The following is a 13,767-nucleotide window of genomic DNA, read 5'->3' as shown; positions in this document are numbered from 1 at the left end:
TGTCGAGTTGCATGAGGTTCAGCGTATTAGTCAAACATGACGATTATATTGTTTCAGACCATGTCCTTCATCAAGTGCGTACGATACCCGGCGTAACGTATCTGGATTTAATAACACGATTTTTAGCTGAGAAAGGGATATCACCCCGAAGTTTTGAAATCAAACATGTTTTATTCCGTGAACCTGTTGCGACGTCAGTCCATTTTGATAAAAAAGTCACCTTCCAGTTTACGGAACAAGAAAACGGCTGGCTTGTTGAAACAACAAGCAGGAAATGGGTCGCTGAAAAGGCGGAAGGTGAAGCGTCAGTCAACTTGCAGGCGGAAATCATAAGAAAAAATGCGATAAACGAAAAGACAATTTCAATCGAAGCATTAAAGAAAGGGGCCGTCCGGACTTCGGATGCTGAAGCCGCCTATCGTAATTTGCGCAGGGGCGGCCTGATTCATAAAGATTTTATGAAATTGGAAGGTACGGTATATGAAGGTGAAAATTATATTCTGGGAGAGGTCAGTTTAAGCGGACTTTCAAAAGAATATACAGATGACTTTTACATGCATCCCGCATTTTTGGATGGATCTCTCAGCCTGTTGGGAATCCTTACATCAGACTTGCCGGATGAAGGAACAAATGCGTTTATCCCTATATATATTGAGACATTCCGGGCACTGCATAAAACAACCGGATCTTGTTTTGTGTATATTGATAAAAACAGTATAACGCAGCCGCCTTCTAAAGACATTTTATATGCGGACATAGAAGTATACAGGCCTGATGGAGAGCTTGCTTTTTATTATGAGCGATTCGGTGTGAAAAGAGTCAGAAATGAAAAATCAATACAAAGGCTGGAGCATTCCCATAAAGCTAAAGAGGTCGGCAGCGTAACGAACAATAAAGAAATGATCAGAAATAATTTGATCCAAGAGATAGCCGGCATGATTGAAAAACCTGCTGAAACAGTGAAGAATGATATTTCCTTTTACGAGATGGGCTTGGATTCTAAACAATTATTAGACTTATCCAAAAAATTAGAACTGATGTTAGATACAAAGCTGTACCCGACTTTATTATTTGATTACTCCACAATCGGTGAATTGACGGAATATCTGCAGGAGAAATACGGAGCTCGCGTTACAGACTCTATCTCTGATACAGTTCAGCACCAAGACAGTCATAAAACATTGACAGATGAGCTGTCATCCATTATTGGAGATGTTACAAACACACCGCCAAATAACGCGGACAAACACCAATCTTTTTACGAACTGGGTCTTGACTCAAAACAGCTGCTGCATATATCGAAAATGCTCGAGGAAAGATTGGATACACAATTGTATCCGACATTGCTTTTTGATTATAACAATATTCATGATTTAGCAGCTTATTTAGAAGAAAAATATGATGTGCGTAATACGCCGGCCGCAGCTGTTAAAGAAAAAACGCAAACGAAAGAGCCGTCTGAAAAGCCGGAGCTTGATTCCTTGTATTTACAAAAAGAATGGATTGAATCGCCATTAAAATCCGGAGAAGTGCCTAAGGAAAATACATTGATTTTCGATTTCGACAGTTCATTGAGTGATGAAATCCGAAAGTACATCGGCAGTGAAAATGTTATTTATGCGGAAGCCGCCGCTGAATATGAAATGGTAAATGAAAAGCATTATAAATTTAATCCGGAGCAGTCTGCTCATTACACCAGACTGTTAGATGATATGAAAAAGTCCGGAGCGTTTCCGGTGTCAATCATTCATTACCTGTCAAAAAAAGCTTATACTGAGGCAGCGTTAGATTTGACTCACAGTTTTTATTCAATCCTTTATTTAAGCAAAGCGTTGATCCGTCAAAAAATAAAAGATAACATCAACATTTTGTACGTACATGACAAGGATCAATATACAAATCCGGTTTACGCCGCGATTGGAGGCTTTTTTAAAACGCTGAATGCGGAGCAGCCGAATATAAAGTGTAAAACGGTTGAGATTTCTTCAAGACAAACCATTGAAAAAGCACCTTTGCTTCTCAATGAATTAAGTGCCGGACATCATGAGACTGTGAAATATGACGGCGATCAAAAAAGGCGGGTGACAGCATACAAAGATGCTTCGCTGCAACCAGGGCAAAAGGCCGCAAAGTTTGTAAAAAACGGAGTGTATCTCATCATCGGAGGGTTAAGCGGCATCGGCTGGATTATTTCAGCGTTTATTTATGCAAATCACGGAGCCAGCGTTATCATTGCCGGACGATCGAAAATGACAGCAGAAATGGAAGAAAAATTAGACAGCATCCGATATGACGGGGCAAGCATTTCTTACATCCAGGCTGACATGTCAGATAAACAGCAGGTCATCAAGTTAGCGGAAAAAATTCATGCTGATTATTCCGAAATCAACGGGGTCATTTACAGTGCAGGCGTGTTGAAAGACTCTTTCATTATGAATAAAACAGACGCAGAAGCTCAGGCGGTGCTGCAATCAAAGGTCAATGGTGTGATTCATTTGGATGAAGCGCTCAGAAATATGCCTTTGGACTTTTTTGTTTTGTTTTCTTCCATCTCATCAGAAATCGGAAGTCTGGGTCAAGCCGATTACGCCTACGCCAATCGTTTTCTGGAGCATTTTGCCGAGTGGAGGGAATGTATGAGAAAGGAGGGGGGGAGATCAGGAAAAACCATCGCTGTAAATTGGCCTTTCTGGAAGGACGGAGGCATGTCAGTTGATCCCGGCATTCAAGACATTATGAAAACCGAGTACGGACTTCACCCATTAGAAAATACTGCCGGAATCAAAGCTTTTGAACACTCGCTTCTCGGCCAAGGCCACCAGCTGATCGTGTTATACGGAGAAAAAGAAAAAATACAAAATGATTTCAATCCGTTATCCGCCCGTTCAGCACCGCCTCTAGTAAGAGATTCAGCGATTGCAGCCGATTTTGATGCTTCGTCAATCGTTACGGAAGAAGAAGCTGAAAGTCCATTCCGAATACTCGGCACAGCTTCCAATCGTCATCTCGACGATTATTTGCATTATTGGAGCAGACTGAAGAAAGGAGCCCTTCAGCACGATCAAAGCGATGCCGCAAAAAAACTCATCGCTTTTTACCAGACAGAAGAAACGGAAACCGTTCATTTTCTGGCAAACACAGAAAATGCCCGGCATATGGAAATATTGATGAGCGGTAAGGGTGAAACAATTTTACTGATTTGCGGTTTTGCTACCACTGCTTACATGTGGAAAGAACAAATGAAGGAGTGGGCAGACCAATTTAATGTAATTGTCATCCACACACCGGGTTACGGGCTGAGTGAGGGGAGCGCCGATTTTACATTGAGCGGGCTGGCTCAGACTTTTATCGAAGTGCTGAACGAGATAGGGGTTGCTTGGCCGATCCACATTGCGGCAGCTTCTTGGGGAGGCATGATAGGGCAGAGGATAGCCTATGAATACCCTGAAAAAGTAAAAACACTCATTCTTTCCGGAAGTTACACCGAATACGAAGAAGACCCTGAAAGCAGTGTCGAGGAAAAACTGAAAAATGATTTTATAGCTATAGGAAAATCGCATGAATATGAAAGTTTATACAGTAATCAATTCTTAAATGCTTCTATTGAACGTTTTATGAAGATACATCAACAAGAAGGCTATTCTACGATCGGCTTTTTAAAAGACATTCATACAAGAACGCTTATCCTTACGGGTGAGAAGGAAAGCGTAGTTGATCAGAAAGAAACAAAAAGGCTGCAAAAACTGCTGAGCAATGCAGAATTAAAGAAAATTAAGGGAGCGGGGCATCTTCCGAACATCACACATCCGGAAGAATTTAATAAAGCGGTGTCAGAATTCATCAAGAAATCAGTAAGTAAGGGATGAAAACGATACATACAGTACAGGGGGAGAAAACAATGAAACAAACAATAAGCAATCCGGCATTTGATATGAAACAAATTAACGCTCTTAACAGCCATTATCAGACGATGATAGACAATGGAGATCTGCAATGTGCGAGTTATATGATGTCAAGAGGAGGCGAGGTTTTTGCAGCTGAGTCGTTAGGGGAATTTACCGGCGGACAAAAAGAAAAGCAAACATTTCAGCTTGATACAATCAGAGAAATCGGTTCTTTGACAAAAGTGTTTACCGCTGTAGCCGTCATGCAGCTCGTCGAAAAAGGTCTGCTCGATTTGAAAATGCCGGTCAAGCTCATTTTGCCTGCGTTTGATAAACCGGGTTTCGGAGACATTAAAATTTTACACCTTTTGACTCATACGGCGGGATTAAGTTTTGAGCTGGATATTCAAAAGGCTGAAGGCATTGACTTAACGAATGAGGAAGAATGGATAAACTATCTGATCAGTACGCCTTTAGAGTACGGAGTGGATGAAGCATGGAACTATTCCAGAACCGGCTTTGTTATACTTGGCATCATTATTTCAAAAGTAACAGGCGTGTCCTACGAACAGTATGTAACAAAGCATATTATTGAAGCGCTCGGATTAGAAAGAACGTTTTTTTATGTGCCTGATGCGTTAAAAGAAGAAGTTTGTGTGATCAATGAACACGAGTGCGTACAGCTGGAAAAAAGTCATCACCCGTATTTTCCGAATAAAGCGACAAGCGGTCTGTACTCTTCGTTGGAAGATATTTGGAAGTTAGCTGAAATGTTTAGAAATAAAGGCAGATTGAAAGATAAGAAGCTGCTTGGAAGAAAAACAGTCGAGGCCATGCTGAGAAATCAAATAAAGCCCGGTCTTCCATTTTACTTCTTCGGAGCGCCCAGAGAGGAGGGCGGCTTTGGTTTAGGCATTAATTTGTGGCCGGCCGGTGACCATTATTTCATGACAGAAGGCACCTTCTCACATCTTGGAATGGGTTGGTGCGGCATGTTTTCTGATCCAGCCGAAGATTTTACGTATGTATTTTTCACTCCGATTTCCGAGTTTCATCCTCATGCCGTGCTGACGCCGCTGAATATCGTGTGGGCGGGTATTGAATAATTAGACAAAAGCATCGTCCCGCCTGTCCGGCAGGCGGAACGATTGCTAACTGCCCGTTTTTATCCCGCGGCATCTTCTCAAAGCCCGCCCTCGAAGTTAAATAACTTAATTTACTCTTTGTAATTTTTTTTAATTATAGTACAGTAGAGCCTTTTTATAATACAGTTTAAAGTCTTTTATAGTACAGTTTGGCGCAGTATGATCTTAAGTTTTATAAGCGGTTTCAAAATAAGGTTATAAATAATTGACGGCTTTGTTTAATTACTGTAAACTATGGTTGTTGATCATATTGTACTAATAAAAAATCTTTTTTTATTAGTACAGTTTAAACGTCATTATCTTTGCTTAAGCGCTATGTGAATTTCTGAATGATTAATTTTAGAATTGCAGAGCATGATAAGACTGTTTTTAATACGGATGGCTAAACGGTATCCTAACCCTGTTAAATCAAAAGAAGAGGTGGTTTAAAAAATGGCTGCAAAGACAAAAACTTCAATTGTTGATAGCAAAAAACAATTTGATGCTATTAATAAGCAGTTTGAAACGTTCCAAATTTTAAATGCTGAAGGAGAAGTCGTAAATAAAGACGCAATGCCTGATCTTTCAGATGATCAGTTAAAAGAATTAATGAGAAGAATGGTGTATATCCGCATTTTAGACCAGCGTTCAATTTCTCTTTCCCGTCAAGGACGTTTAGGTTTCTATGCACCGACAGCGGGCCAGGAAGCTTCTCAAATTGCATCACACTTCGCGCTTGAACAGGACGACTTTATCCTTCCGGGTTATCGTGACGTTCCTCAGCTGATTTGGCACGGGCTTCCTTTACATCAGGCATTCCTTTTCTCAAGAGGCCATTTTAAAGGTAATCAGATGCCTGAGGGAGTAAATGCTTTATCACCTCAAATTATTATCGGTGCTCAAATTATTCAAACCGCAGGTGTAGCTTTAGGTCTTAAAAAGCGCGGTAAAAAAGCGGTTGCTATTACTTACACTGGTGACGGCGGAGCTTCTCAAGGTGACTTCTATGAAGGAATGAACTTTGCCGGAGCATTTAAAGCGCCAGCGATCTTCGTTGTTCAGAATAACCGCTATGCGATTTCAACTCCTGTAGAAAAGCAATCATCCGCGCAGACAATTGCCCAAAAAGCAGTTGCCGTCGGTATTACAGGTGTTCAAGTAGACGGAATGGACGCACTAGCCGTTTACGCTGCAACTGCAGAAGCACGCCAGCGCGCAATTAACGGTGAAGGTCCGACTCTGATTGAAACTCTTACATTCCGTTACGGACCTCATACTATGTCCGGTGACGATCCGACTAAATACCGTACGAAAGAAATAGAAAATGAATGGGAGCAAAAAGACCCGCTCGTACGTTTCCGCAAGTTCTTGGAAAACAAAGGACTATGGTCTGAAGAAGAAGAGAACAAAGTGATTGAACAGGCCAAAGAAGAAATCAAACAAGCTATCAAAAAGGCTGACGGCGAATCAAAACCGAAAGTAACAGAGCTGATTGAGAATATGTTTGAAGAGCCGACGTTCAACTTGAAAGAACAACTTGAAATTTACAAAGCGAAGGAGTCGAAGTAAGCCATGGCGCAAATGACAATGATTCAAGCGATCACTGATGCGTTACGCACAGAACTGAAAAACAATGAAAACGTTCTGCTTTTCGGGGAAGATGTAGGCGTTGCCGGAGGCGTATTCCGTGCAACTGAAGGCCTTCAAAAAGAATTCGGTGAGGACCGCGTATTTGACACGCCGCTTGCTGAATCCGGTATCGGCGGTCTCGCTCTCGGTTTAGGCCTGCAAGATTACCGTCCTGTTATGGAAATCCAATTCTTCGGATTCGTATATGAAGTAATGGATTCAATCTCAGGACAAATGGCTCGTCTCCGCTACCGTTCCGGCGGACGCTGGACTTCTCCGGTGACAATCCGTTCTCCATTCGGCGGAGGGGTTCATACACCTGAACTTCACGCTGACAGTTTGGAAGGCCTTATCGCTCAGCAGCCGGGTATTAAAGTTGTTATCCCTTCCACTCCTTACGATGCAAAAGGACTGCTGATTGCCTCTATCAGAGACAATGATCCGGTTGTTTTCTTAGAGCATATGAAACTTTACCGTTCTTTCCGTCAGGAAGTTCCTGAGGAGGAATACACAATCGAGCTTGGCAAAGCTGATGTGAAACGCGAAGGTACTGACCTTTCTATCATCACATACGGCGCGATGGTTCATGAGTCGCTTAAGGCTGCTGAAGAGCTTGAAAAAGAAGGCGTTTCTGCTGAAGTTATCGACCTTCGTACTGTAAGCCCGCTTGATATTGATACGATTATTGCTTCTGTTGAAAAAACAGGCCGCGCAATTGTCGTGCAGGAAGCTCAAAAACAAGCCGGCATCGCTGCCAACGTTGTAGCTGAAATCAATGACCGCGCGATTCTGAGCCTGGAAGCTCCGGTTCTGCGTGTTGCGGCGCCTGATACAGTATTTCCTTTCTCGCTTGCTGAGAGCGTATGGCTTCCAAACCATAAAGACGTTCTTGAAACTGCGAAAAAAGTTCTTGAATTTTAATCAGGCATCATAAAAGACGGTAAAGAGAGTCCTTTTCTCTTATGATGAAGGAGTCTATTTACTAGGTTCAATGCTTGCGTATGCATAACTAAAATTTGCTTAATCAACTAGGAGGTCGAAAACTGTGGCATTTGAATTTAAACTTCCGGATATCGGGGAAGGTATCCACGAAGGCGAAATCGTAAAATGGTTTGTTAAGCCGAACGACGAGGTAGAAGAAGACGATGTTCTGGCTGAAGTGCAAAATGATAAAGCAGTGGTAGAAATTCCTTCACCTGTTAAAGGAAAAGTATTAGAATTAAAAGTTGAAGAGGGAACAGTTGCAACTGTTGGACAAACGATTATTACGTTTGACGCACCTGGTTACGAAGATCTTCAATTTAAAGGAAGCCATGATTCAGGAGAGGCGAAAACTGAGGCTCAAGTTCAGTCGTCTGCTGAAGCAGGGCAGGATATCTCTAAAGAAGAGACTCCTAAAGAGCCTGCAAAAGAAACCGGCGCTGGACAGCAGGACCAAGCGGAAGCTGATCCGAACAAACGCGTGATCGCGATGCCTTCCGTACGCAAATATGCCCGTGAAAAAGGCGTGGATATCCGTAAAGTAACAGGTTCAGGCAATAACGGACGTGTTGTAAAAGAAGATATCGACAGCTTTGCAAATGGAGGAGCGGCTCAAGAAGCGGCACCGCAAGAAACAGCTGCACCTCAGGAAACAGCTAAACCTGCAGCGGCTCAGGCTCCTGAAGGCGAATTCCCTGAAACACGCGAAAAAATGAGCGGTATCCGTAAAGCGATCGCGAAAGCAATGGTGAACTCTAAGCATACTGCACCGCACGTAACTCTTATGGATGAAGTTGACGTAACAAATCTTGTTGCTCACCGCAAACAGTTCAAACAAGTTGCTGCTGATCAAGGCATCAAGCTGACTTATCTGCCTTACGTCGTCAAAGCATTAACATCCGCTTTGAAAAAATTCCCTGTTTTAAACACATCGATTGATGATAAAACAGATGAAGTGATCCAAAAACATTACTTCAACATCGGAATTGCAGCGGATACCGAAAAAGGCCTGCTTGTGCCGGTAGTGAAAAATGCCGACCGTAAAGCCGTTTTCGAAATCTCTGATGAAATCAACAGCCTTGCTACAAAAGCGCGTGAAGGCAAGCTTGCACCTGCGGAAATGAAAGGCGCTTCTTGCACGATCACAAATATCGGTTCTGCCGGAGGCCAATGGTTCACACCGGTTATCAACCACCCAGAGGTTGCGATTCTCGGTATCGGCCGTATTGCTGAAAAAGCGATCGTCCGTGACGGTGAAATTGTAGCTGCTCCTGTCTTAGCTCTTTCTCTCAGCTTTGACCACCGTATGATTGACGGAGCAACTGCACAAAATGCGTTAAACCACATCAAGCGTTTACTGAACGATCCACAACTTATTTTAATGGAGGCGTAATGTTATGGTAGTAGGAGATTTCCCTATTGAAACAGATACTCTTGTGATTGGTGCGGGACCCGGCGGCTATGTAGCTGCCATCCGCGCTGCTCAGCTTGGACAAAAAGTAACAGTCGTTGAAAAAGCAACGCTTGGAGGCGTTTGTCTGAACGTCGGCTGTATTCCTTCAAAAGCGCTCATCAATGCAGGCCATCGTTACGAGAATGCAAAACATTCAGATGACATGGGAATCACTGCTGAGAACGTAACGGTTGACTTTACAAAAGTCCAAGAATGGAAAGCTTCTGTTGTAAATAAGCTTACCGGCGGTGTTGCAGGTCTTTTAAAAGGAAATAAAGTGGACGTTGTAAAAGGGGAAGCTTATTTCGTAGACAGCAACTCTGTCCGCGTAATGGATGAGAACTCTGCGCAAACATACACATTTAAAAACGCAATCATTGCTACTGGTTCTCGCCCTATCGAATTGCCAAACTTCAAATATAGCGAACGCGTTCTGAACTCTACAGGCGCACTTGCGCTTAAAGAAATTCCGAAAAAGCTCGTTGTTATCGGCGGCGGTTATATCGGTACTGAGCTTGGAACAGCGTATGCGAACTTCGGAACTGAATTGGTTATTTTAGAAGGCGGAGATGAAATTCTTCCTGGCTTCGAAAAACAAATGAGTTCCCTTGTTACCCGCAGACTGAAGAAAAAAGGCAACGTTGAAATCCATACAAGCGCCATGGCTAAAGGCGTTGAGGAAAGACCTGACGGCGTAACAGTTACATTCGAAGTAAAAGGCGAAGAAAAAACGGTTGATGCTGATTACGTATTAATCACTGTCGGACGCCGTCCGAACACTGATGAGCTCGGCCTTGAGCAAGTCGGTATCGAAATGACTGACCGCGGTGTCATTAAAACAGACAAGCAGTGCCGCACAAACGTACCGAACATTTACGCAATCGGTGACATCATTGACGGACCTCCATTGGCTCACAAAGCGTCTTACGAAGGTAAAATCGCTGCGGAAGCTATTTCAGGAGAGCCGGCTGAAATCGATTACCTCGGTATTCCGGCGGTTGTATTCTCTGAGCCTGAACTGGCTTCTGTCGGTTACACTGAAGCACAGGCGAAAGAAGAAGGCATTGAAGTCGTTGCAGCTAAGTTCCCGTTTGCAGCAAACGGACGTGCGCTGTCTCTTAACGAAACTGACGGCTTCATGAAGCTGATCACCCGTAAAGAAGACGGTCTTGTAATCGGTGCGCAAATTGCCGGCGCAAGCGCTTCTGACATGATTTCTGAATTGAGCCTGGCGATCGAAGGCGGAATGACTGCTGAAGATATCGCAATGACAATTCACGCTCACCCGACATTGGGCGAAATCACTATGGAAGCTGCCGAAGTAGCAATCGGAAGCCCGATCCACATCGTAAAATAATGATGTAACAAAGAAACAGCCCCCGTTTGTAAAAGCGGGGGCTGTTTTTATTGTGCAAGCACATGCTGCATAGGTTTGATGATATCCTCTTTTTTCTTTACGGATCCCTCAATCTTCATGACCACATGCCGATGATTGATCACCATCAGCGCAGGGAACGTATTGATTTCCTCTTCCCATCCCTTTCTGTTGTCATAAACCTTCATTTGATCGACATGATGGGGATATTTCTTTTCTAAATCAAGAATCGCATCGTAATAAGGAACTTCTTTATCTATATGATTTTCATCGGAAAAAAACAAGATTTGAGTGTGATGAATGCTGTCGATCCGGTTATTTTTGAATGGAATGACAGTAGAAACCGAACAGCTTGACAGAACGAACAGCATCAAAAAAAAGGGAATCACCGTACGGTAGCGCATCTATCTTACTCCTCTGTTTTATATAATATATTGGTTCATCCATTTATAAGGACCATATTAAGTGTATCACGAGAGGTGAAAAACCTAAGGCTTGTTACTGAATTGTTATATAATTGAAACCGTTTTTAATGAAGAAATAATACGTGTGACAACTTGTACAGCCGATGTGTAAAAAAGGCACATTGTTTTTCGTGAGAGCGCTGTTTTTTCGTTATACTGGGGGCAAAACCATATCAGGAGGGATTGTCATGTATAAAGCCGCTGCAGCCGTCATATGTATGTGCTTACTCGCCGGCTGCCAATCAAATGAAAAGATGCAAACAAACAAACCCCATTCTCAAGCCGCGGCCAATCATGCCAAACGGGAAAACCATCATACAAAAGAGAAAAAACAGAAGGCGGAGCCCCGTTACTATATCAACCCGAAAACCTTTTCTGTGGAAAAAATGGATGAACAGAAAGAAAAAAAACCGATCGCATTGGTAACGATCGATGACGCGCCTGATCAGCATGCCGCTGAGATTGCGGACAAACTGCATGATCTCAATGCGTCAGCGATCTTTTTTGTAAACGGACATTTTTTGAAAAAAGATGAAAATAAGAAAGCGCTTAAGCATATTCATGAGTTAGGCTTTATGATCGGAAATCATACAATGACTCATCAAAACTTAAAAGATCTTTCCGAACAAAAACAACGGGAAGAAATCATTGGCGTCAATAAAGCGGTTGAAAAGGTAATAGGAGAGAAACCCGCATTTTTCAGGGCGCCTTTCGGAAGCAATACGGACTACAGTGACAGACTTATAAAAAAAGAAGGTATGGTGAAAATGAACTGGACCTTCGGGTATGATTGGGATCAGAAATATCAATCCAAAAAAGCGCTTACCGATATCACCCTGAGCAGTCCTTACCTGCGGGACGGCGCCAACATATTGATGCATGACCGGAAATGGACGGCTGAAGCCATGCCGGACATTGTAAAAGGATTGCGTCATAAAGGTTATACCGTGATTGACCCTAGAGCTATAAAAAGACCGTAAAAAATAAATGTGTTATACAATTTATCAGTTGACATATTAAATGTGACATAATAATATAATAACAACAAGTGAAAATTAAGCGTTTTCAAATTCTGAGAAATGGGGAATGACAGATGGGTACAATTGTTTGCCAAGACTGTAACGAAGCGATTCATTACTTTGAGGATGAGAAGGTCACGACGTTATACGGAACATGCTGCGGACAATGCCAGTGTCATCTTGAAGAAGAGTAAAAAGCGTAAAAAAAGGCCCGAAACGATTTCGTTTCGGGCTTCTTTATGTTTATTGGATGGCTTTTTGCTCTTTGATGACTCTGATCATTTCAAGCGTGGCATCTTCGGGACCCTGCACAGGAAGGCCGGCGTCCAAGTTTTTAAAAATGTAGCTGATATTTTCTTCAGTAATGATCTCACCCGGAATAAAGATCGGAATTCCCGGCGGGTACACCATGACAAACTCTGCAATGATCCGTCCCGCGGATTCTGTTAACGGAATGACTTCCGTATTTGCGTAAAAAGCGTCTCTTGGCGTCATCGCTAACAGAGGAATCTCAGGAAGCAGAACTTCCGCTTGCTGATGAGCATAGTCATTTGCAGAAGCCTGCTTTGAAATGTCTGTAAGCGCGCTTACAAGACGGTCGGCATCTCCTGCTCTGTCTCCGGGGGTGAAAATACATAAAATATTATACAAATCGGACAGCTCGACTTCGATATTAAATGATTCGCGGAGCCATTTTTCAACGTCATGACCCGTCAGGCCGAGGTTTTTGACCGAAATGATTAATTTAGTCGGATCATAACTGAAGGCAGCTTTTGACCCAGTGATTTCTTCGCCGACACAGCGGATGCCTTCAATTTGATTGAGGCGTTCCCGTGTCTGATCCGCCAGCAGAATCGTTTCTTCAAGAAGATCGCGGCCTTCTGTAGCGAGGCGTTTTCTTGCGACATCCAGTGAAGCGAGAAGCAGATAGGATGTTGACGTTGTCGTCAGCATGCTTAAAATCGACTGTACTCTTTCTTTGGAAACAAGGCCTTCTCTCACATTTAAAATGGAGCTCTGCGTCAGGGAGCCTCCCAATTTGTGCACGCTTGTGGCTGCCATATCAGCGCCCGCCTGCATGGCGGACAGAGGAAGCTTATCATGAAAATGAATATGCACGCCGTGCGCTTCATCGACAAGAACAGGCACATCGAAAGAATGCGCGAGCTTTACAATGCTGCTCAAGTCAGCTGCCACACCGAAGTATGTCGGATTGATGACAAGCAGGCCTTTTGCGTCAGGGTGTTCCGTCAAAGCCCGCTCGGCGGACTCAAGCGTAATGCCGTGAGAAATTCCGAGCTCATCGTCAATTTCCGGGTGAATAAAAATCGGCACCGCTCCGGAAAATACAATGGCCGACATAATGGATTTATGAACGTTTCTCGGGATGATGATTTTATCTCCGGGTCCGCATACGGCCATGACCATCGTCATAATGGCGCCGCTCGTCCCTTGTACGGAAAAGAAGGTGTGGTCTGCGCCGAATGCTTCCGCGGCCAGATCCTGGGCTTCTTTAATGATGCCCTTTGGCGCATGTAAATCATCCAGAGGTTCGATATTAATTAAATCTATGCTTAACGCGTTTTCTCCGATAAATTGTCTGAATTCCGGGTCCATTCCCGCGCCTTTTTTATGGCCCGGAATGTGGAATTGGACAGGCTGTCTGTCCGCGTGCTTTTTCAGTCCGCTGTACAGGGGTGTTTCATGTTGCGGCAATTGTTTTCCCACCTTTATCATAATACCTACGGATTAGTTTGTATTACATTCAGTTTTATTACCCGTTTTTTAAACGTAAAACAAATGAATTATATTATGAACTTGAAAGAAAGTAAAGAACA

The 13,767-nt window shown here is 43.2% G+C and carries 10 protein-coding genes; 8 read left to right on the top strand and 2 right to left on the bottom strand.

All coding sequences use genetic code 11. The annotated features are described in order from the left end of the window. Positions 1-11 precede the first annotated feature (11 nt). The 6 genes from MJQ52_RS03795 to lpdA all read left to right on the top strand — a co-directional run bounded on the left by MJQ52_RS03795 (position 12) and on the right by lpdA (position 10,428). On the top strand, positions 12-3,866 hold the full coding sequence (locus MJQ52_RS03795) for an alpha/beta fold hydrolase (protein WP_434181856.1): 3,855 nt from the start codon (positions 12-14) through the stop codon (positions 3,864-3,866). A gap of 32 nt (positions 3,867-3,898) precedes the next feature. Then, positions 3,899-4,990, top strand: coding sequence for a serine hydrolase domain-containing protein (locus tag MJQ52_RS03790; RefSeq protein ID WP_071391882.1), 1,092 nt, complete (start codon positions 3,899-3,901; stop codon positions 4,988-4,990). Between the two features lie 471 nt (positions 4,991-5,461). After that, positions 5,462-6,577, top strand: a complete 1,116-nt coding sequence (pdhA, locus tag MJQ52_RS03785) for a pyruvate dehydrogenase (acetyl-transferring) E1 component subunit alpha (protein WP_003154530.1) — start codon at positions 5,462-5,464, stop codon at positions 6,575-6,577. Positions 6,578-6,580: 3 nt separating this feature from the next. Continuing rightward, positions 6,581-7,558 (top strand): pyruvate dehydrogenase complex E1 component subunit beta, encoded by a 978-nt coding sequence (gene pdhB / locus MJQ52_RS03780; RefSeq protein WP_003154528.1) that lies wholly within the window; start codon positions 6,581-6,583, stop codon positions 7,556-7,558. 124 nt (positions 7,559-7,682) lie between these two features. Then, the gene (pdhC, locus tag MJQ52_RS03775) at positions 7,683-9,011 is read left to right on the top strand and encodes a pyruvate dehydrogenase complex dihydrolipoyllysine-residue acetyltransferase (protein ID WP_003154526.1); all 1,329 of its coding nucleotides are present in this window, start codon (positions 7,683-7,685) and stop codon (positions 9,009-9,011) included. Positions 9,012-9,015: 4 nt separating this feature from the next. After that, complete coding sequence (lpdA, locus tag MJQ52_RS03770; RefSeq protein ID WP_033574600.1) at positions 9,016-10,428, top strand: dihydrolipoyl dehydrogenase; 1,413 nt, start codon at positions 9,016-9,018, stop codon at positions 10,426-10,428. Between the two features lie 47 nt (positions 10,429-10,475). Here the strand turns inward: lpdA and MJQ52_RS03765 are convergent, their stop codons facing one another. Then, complete coding sequence (locus MJQ52_RS03765) at positions 10,476-10,850, bottom strand: hypothetical protein (protein ID WP_014304946.1); 375 nt, start codon at positions 10,848-10,850, stop codon at positions 10,476-10,478. 248 nt (positions 10,851-11,098) lie between these two features. Here MJQ52_RS03765 and MJQ52_RS03760 point away from each other — a divergent pair, with 248 nt between their 5' ends. Together MJQ52_RS03760 and MJQ52_RS03755 are read left to right on the top strand one after the other, a co-directional pair. Next, a complete protein-coding gene (locus MJQ52_RS03760; RefSeq protein ID WP_025851434.1) occupies positions 11,099-11,890 on the top strand; it encodes a polysaccharide deacetylase family protein in 792 nt (263 codons plus the stop codon). A 113-nt stretch (positions 11,891-12,003) separates the two neighbouring features. Next, entirely contained in the window at positions 12,004-12,123 is a 120-nt protein-coding gene (locus MJQ52_RS03755) for a GapA-binding peptide SR1P (RefSeq protein ID WP_003154518.1), read from the top strand. A gap of 49 nt (positions 12,124-12,172) precedes the next feature. Here MJQ52_RS03755 and MJQ52_RS03750 read toward each other — a convergent pair whose 3' ends face one another. Next, entirely contained in the window at positions 12,173-13,645 is a 1,473-nt protein-coding gene (locus MJQ52_RS03750; protein ID WP_077722165.1) for an aminotransferase class I/II-fold pyridoxal phosphate-dependent enzyme, read from the bottom strand. Positions 13,646-13,767: the final 122 nt, after the last annotated feature.

It is taken from the genome of Bacillus sp. jun7 (genome assembly GCF_051034795.1).
GTDB lineage: Bacteria > Bacillota > Bacilli > Bacillales > Bacillaceae > Bacillus > Bacillus velezensis.
The sequence above is the reverse complement of the archived record's forward strand: the minus strand, read 5'-3'. Positions and strand labels throughout refer to the sequence as shown.

Coding starts and splice junctions, on each gene's coding strand:
- MJQ52_RS03795 (WP_434181856.1), top strand. CDS start 12: ATGAGGTTCAGCGTATTAGTCAAACATGACGATTATATTGTTTCAGAC.
- MJQ52_RS03790 (WP_071391882.1), top strand. CDS start 3,899: ATGAAACAAACAATAAGCAATCCGGCATTTGATATGAAACAAATTAAC.
- pdhA (WP_003154530.1), top strand. CDS start 5,462: ATGGCTGCAAAGACAAAAACTTCAATTGTTGATAGCAAAAAACAATTT.
- pdhB (WP_003154528.1), top strand. CDS start 6,581: ATGGCGCAAATGACAATGATTCAAGCGATCACTGATGCGTTACGCACA.
- lpdA (WP_033574600.1), top strand. CDS start 9,016: ATGGTAGTAGGAGATTTCCCTATTGAAACAGATACTCTTGTGATTGGT.
- MJQ52_RS03765 (WP_014304946.1), bottom strand. CDS start 10,850: ATGCGCTACCGTACGGTGATTCCCTTTTTTTTGATGCTGTTCGTTCTG.
- MJQ52_RS03760 (WP_025851434.1), top strand. CDS start 11,099: ATGTATAAAGCCGCTGCAGCCGTCATATGTATGTGCTTACTCGCCGGC.
- MJQ52_RS03755 (WP_003154518.1), top strand. CDS start 12,004: ATGGGTACAATTGTTTGCCAAGACTGTAACGAAGCGATTCATTACTTT.